General features: G+C 33.6%; 6 protein-coding genes and 2 pseudogenes. All 8 read right to left on the bottom strand.

The features are described from left to right. Positions 1-236 (bottom strand): annotated as a pseudogene (locus MVY38_RS03350) (hypothetical protein); the annotation flags it as partial. Beyond that, positions 226-1353, bottom strand: a complete 1128-nt coding sequence (locus tag MVY38_RS03345) for a M20 family metallopeptidase (RefSeq protein WP_297483577.1) — start codon at positions 1351-1353, stop codon at positions 226-228. The pseudogene MVY38_RS03350 and the gene MVY38_RS03345, both read right to left, overlap by 11 nt. A gap of 151 nt (positions 1354-1504) precedes the next feature. Then, the gene (gene rplS / locus MVY38_RS03340) at positions 1505-1864 is read right to left on the bottom strand and encodes a 50S ribosomal protein L19 (protein ID WP_297432038.1); all 360 of its coding nucleotides are present in this window, start codon (positions 1862-1864) and stop codon (positions 1505-1507) included. A gap of 137 nt (positions 1865-2001) precedes the next feature. Then, positions 2002-2700, bottom strand: a complete 699-nt coding sequence (trmD, locus tag MVY38_RS03335) for a tRNA (guanosine(37)-N1)-methyltransferase TrmD (RefSeq protein ID WP_297483575.1) — start codon at positions 2698-2700, stop codon at positions 2002-2004. After that, the gene (rimM, locus tag MVY38_RS03330) at positions 2700-3224 is read right to left on the bottom strand and encodes a ribosome maturation factor RimM (protein WP_297483574.1); all 525 of its coding nucleotides are present in this window, start codon (positions 3222-3224) and stop codon (positions 2700-2702) included. The genes trmD and rimM overlap by 1 nt, the downstream gene beginning before the upstream one ends. 4 nt (positions 3225-3228) lie before the next feature. Beyond that, positions 3229-3465: a KH domain-containing protein gene (locus MVY38_RS03325; protein WP_297432044.1), complete on the bottom strand. Its 237-nt coding sequence runs from the start codon at positions 3463-3465 to the stop codon at positions 3229-3231. Between the two features lie 5 nt (positions 3466-3470). Continuing rightward, complete coding sequence (gene rpsP / locus MVY38_RS03320) at positions 3471-3692, bottom strand: 30S ribosomal protein S16 (protein ID WP_297432047.1); 222 nt, start codon at positions 3690-3692, stop codon at positions 3471-3473. Positions 3693-3946: 254 nt separating this feature from the next. Next, positions 3947-4688 (bottom strand): annotated as a pseudogene (locus MVY38_RS03315) (signal recognition particle protein); the annotation flags it as partial.

Raw genomic sequence — 4688 nt, 5'->3', positions numbered from 1 at the left:
TATTGTGTCTGCTCTCCGGCATTATAAGAGAAAAAGAGATCTAGTTTATTTAATTTTTCGCCGTAATGCTCTTCTCCTCTATAAATAATATTGCCATTTTTAGCGATTGCATGACGCAAACTAACATCATCTAATGTCTTAATCTCTCTCTCTTTTAAGAGTTTAATAATTTTTTTGGCAATTTTATCTCCACCACCATTTTTATATAACCACATACCTATTTTTCTATCTGCCATTACTCTCCCCTTTTTTAAAATCACCATGTTGTATAAAATATTGAAATAATTTTTTGCTTAAATCTATCCGACTTACAAAACTCTGTTTATCTGCTCTTTCATGTACTGTATGGTCACCATCACCATAAGGTCCAAAGCCATCTAAAGTCACTACACCACAAGAGCTTACAATATTTGCATCGCTTACTCCACCTCTAGCTTCATGCAGAATCTCTTGAGAGCTTATACGCTTGATATCTTCTAGTAAATCTAATGATTCGCGACTTTGCTGCATCACATCCCTTTGAATGCCACCACTTAATTTCGATTTTGTACCAAAGACATAAGAAGTATTTACAATATGATTCACTGCGTTTAGAACTCTTTGGCGTTCATCAATAGTGGTGTATCGTAGTTCAAAAACCATATGCGCATGGGGAGAAATTGTATTTGCACCTATTCCACCCTCTATTTTTCCAACATTTACAGTAGTGCCCTTTTTTAAGTCTGTTAGTTTTACCAACTCTTGAAGTTTATAGGAAAGTTCCAAATTTGCATCATAACCATCAGAATAATGGTTTCCAGCATGTGCTGCTTTTCCCTCAATATCTATAAAAAAAGTCCCCACACCCTTACGAGCAGTTACAACTTCCATATTTTTTCCAGCTGCTTCATAAACGAAACAGTAATCATAATTTTTTGCTAATTCGGCTGTTAAATGTTTAGAATCATCACTTCCACTCTCTTCATCACTGACAAAAAGAATATCAATATTTCGAATATCTAAGCCCTCTTTTTTAAGTGCTCTTAATGCCTCAACTAAGACGATGTTACCGCCTTTCATATCACAAACACCAGCTCCATAAACCCACTTTTTATCAACCCTATACTCCTCAAATTTTCCTTGGGGAAAAACTGTATCTAAATGACCTAAGAGAAGTAATTTTTTTGAGAATTTATCATGAGAAGAGAGATAGTGTCTATGATTTCCAATAGCATCACGCTTATATATCTTTGGTGTATAACCCAAACCTTCTAGCCATGTATCAAACAGAAGACCAACTCTATCAACACCACGCTTATTTTTTGTATAGGAATTAATTTTTACAACAGATTCTAAATCTTTTAAATATTGCATAATACTCCACTATCTTGAAAACTAGTTTTGAGTTATTATACTATGTATGTTTGAAGTTTGTTAAAAATATTGGTGAAATTTTCTACACTATGCATATAGTGTGTAAAGAAAGGGTATTTAAAAGTTTATGGAGCTCAAGAGCTCAGAAGAATTATTTTCTTCTAAGTTCTTTAATACGAGCTTTTTTACCTGCAAGATCACGAAGATAAAAGAGCTTAGCACGACGAACACGACCGCGACGAATAACTTTTATCTCTGCAATTGAGTCAGAATAAAGTGGGAAAATTCTTTCAATACCAACACCGTTAGCACCAATTTTACGTACTGTAATAGTTTGACCAGTACCTTGACCACGTTTTGCAATACAAACACCCTCGTAGTTTTGAACACGAGTTTTGTCACCTTCTTTAATTGTTACTGCTAAGTTTACAGTATCGCCAGCACGAAAATCTGGAATATTTTTCTCTGCTGTTTGTGCTTTTTCAAAGTTTTCAATATACTTATTTCTCATAAGACTAAATCCTTAATTTATTTCATAAATGAAGGAGACCCTTCATCTATATTTGATACAAGAGAGGAAGTAATTCCCCTCTTTACGCTAACGCTTAGTTCTCTTAGGCAGAGAACCCATTGCACTAGTGCAATTTTTTACAGTTTTGCTGTAACTTTATATTTTTTCAACTCATCTGGTCTGAAGAATTTCGTCTTACATTCAGACAAGGCTAATTTTAGTGAGCGAATTTTACTATGATTTCCCTTTAAGTATTCTGATGGAACACTTAGACCTTCATACATTTTTGGTTTTGAAAATGATGGTGCTTCTAAAAGTGGCGTTTCAAAACTCTCAACCTCTAAAGATTGTGAATTTCCAAGTACCCCTTCTATGTTTCTACTCGTTGCATCACATATTATCAAGGAGGCTAGTTCGCCACCTGTTAATACATAATCGCCAATAGAAAAAACTTCATCAGCATATTTTTCTATAACTCTCTCATCAATTCCCTCATATCTTCCACTCACAAAAGCTATATGGGACTTTTGTGCTAAACGCTTTGCATCATTTTGTACAAAAGGTTTTGCAACAGGAGTTAAAAAAACAATATGAACATTTTCATCTTTACATCTTAAATCATCCAAAGCATCAAATAGCGGTTGAGGATTCATAACCATCCCTGCTCCACCACCAACTGCCGTGTCATCTACTTTAAAATGTTTGTTTTTCGAGTAATCTCTAGGGTTAAGATAATCTATCTCAATAATACCCTTATCAATTGCTCTTTTTAAAATTGAGTCTTTAAAATAACCCTCTATAAGGTTAGGAAAAAGAGTAACAAATGTGTATTTCATTATGAGGCTTCTAAAATATCCATAGCACCACTCAGAATGATAACTTTTTTATCTATATCAACATTCACTTTAAAAGGTTCCATAAAAGGAACTAAAAAGTTTTTTGCAAAACCCTCTTTCAGTAAAATTTCATCTGTTACTATACTCAAATAATTGGTAATACCAATTCTCTCAACTTCATGTACATGACCTAACTTTTTTCCATCTTCGTAAACATCACAATCTTCTAAATCAAAAAAGAAATATTCGTCTTCATTTAAATGACAATTCTTTCTTGTATCTTCGTATGTTGTAAAAAGTTTCGCATTTGTAAACTTTTTTGCATCTTCCAGATTTGTAATATTATTCAATTTTACAAGTCCACGAACAAGATTTACATCAGTTAAAGTGACTTTATCCTTTTTATTTATAAAAAAAACTGCGCCTTTTACAAACTGTTCTGGAAAATCAGACTTAATATGTAATTTCATATCGCCTTTTAAACCAACTGTTTTACCAATTGTTGCAATATGAAGAAGTTTCATTGTGTTAAACTGCTTCGACATTGATTCGATAACTCACACCATCTTTAGCTTTACAGCCAGAAATAACAGTTTTAATCGCACCAATCATCTTACCACTTTTACCTATGAGCTTACCAATATCTTCTTGGTTCGCATAGAGAATTATTTGTGTTATTTCGTCACCCTCTTGAACTTCAACTCTTATATCATCTGGATTAGATGCTATCAGTTTTGCAAATTGTGCGACAAAATCAGCTATCATAACTACTAACGACCAGTTATCTTTTTAACGCGGTCACTCATTTGAGCACCAACACCTAACCAATAATCAACTCTTTCATTATCAACTTTAAGTTCTTTAGTCATTGGATTATAGTATCCAATAAGTTCAATCCAACCACCATCTCTACGTTTACGGCTATCTGTTACCGCGATACGGTAAAATGGTTGTTTTTTTCTTCCCATACGAGTAAGTCTAATTACTGTCATTTTGTTTCCTGTTTTTTTAATTTACCTATTACTGGTTAAATTTGTACATTTAGAATTGATAAGAAATTGTGGGAAGTATAAATGAAGATATAAAAATAAATTTATAAATTTTTTGCTTCCCTCTTACCATCTCTATAGTTGGATGTACACATTTAACCAGTATATAGGTTAAAAATTTTCTTATCACAGAGGTATTGTTTAAGAAAATTTATTTTCGGGCGAATTATAGCGAAATAATTCTTAAAGTTCTAAACTTATCTTGGAAGTCCACCCATTCCACCAGGACCACCTGATTGTCCCATCATAGATTGAAGCTGTTTCATGCCATTTTTACCAGAAAACTTTTTCGCCATTTTTCCAGCATTTTTAAACTGTTTTATCATTCTATTTATCTCAACGACCTCAAGTCCACACCCTTTTGCAATTCTCTGTTTTCTTGAGTTGTTTAAAAGATCTGGATCTTCTCTCTCTTTTAGCGTCATTGAACTTACCATCGCTTTGATGTTTTTAAGCTCACCAGAATTTTCAAAATCAAAATCTTTAATAGCTTTAGACATATTTCCCATACCTGGAATCATTCCCATGATTGAGCTCATAGAACCCATTTTTTTCATCTGCTCCATCTGCTCTAAAAAGTCATTAAAGTTAAATTTTCCCTTTTGAATCTTTTTTGTCAATTTTTTTGCTTGCTTTTCATCAATGACATTTGTTACCTTCTCAGCAAGTCCCTCGACATCTCCAAATCCCATAAGACGGTTGACAATACGCTCAGGTAAAAAGACTTCCAAATCTTCCATCTTTTCACCCATACCGATGAAACGCAGTGGTACCTGTACTTGTGATGAAAGTCCAAGTGCAACCCCACCTTTAGCATCACCATCATATTTTGAGAGAATTACACCATCAATGCCGATTTTTTCTTTAAAAGTAGTCGCTGTTCTTACTGCATCTTGGCCAGTTAATGAATCTGCTACATAAAAAATCTCATCAGGCTTT

The sequence above is a fragment of the Sulfurimonas sp. genome (assembly GCF_027056685.1).
Taxonomy (GTDB): Bacteria; Campylobacterota; Campylobacteria; order Campylobacterales; family Sulfurimonadaceae; genus Sulfurimonas.
The sequence above is the reverse complement of the archived record's forward strand: the minus strand, read 5'-3'. Positions and strand labels throughout refer to the sequence as shown.

Coding starts and splice junctions, on each gene's coding strand:
- MVY38_RS03345 (WP_297483577.1), bottom strand. CDS start 1,353: ATGCAATATTTAAAAGATTTAGAATCTGTTGTAAAAATTAATTCCTAT.
- rplS (WP_297432038.1), bottom strand. CDS start 1,864: ATGAGAAATAAGTATATTGAAAACTTTGAAAAAGCACAAACAGCAGAG.
- trmD (WP_297483575.1), bottom strand. CDS start 2,700: ATGAAATACACATTTGTTACTCTTTTTCCTAACCTTATAGAGGGTTAT.
- rpsP (WP_297432047.1), bottom strand. CDS start 3,692: ATGACAGTAATTAGACTTACTCGTATGGGAAGAAAAAAACAACCATTT.
- MVY38_RS03325 (WP_297432044.1), bottom strand. CDS start 3,465: ATGATAGCTGATTTTGTCGCACAATTTGCAAAACTGATAGCATCTAAT.
- rimM (WP_297483574.1), bottom strand. CDS start 3,224: ATGAAACTTCTTCATATTGCAACAATTGGTAAAACAGTTGGTTTAAAA.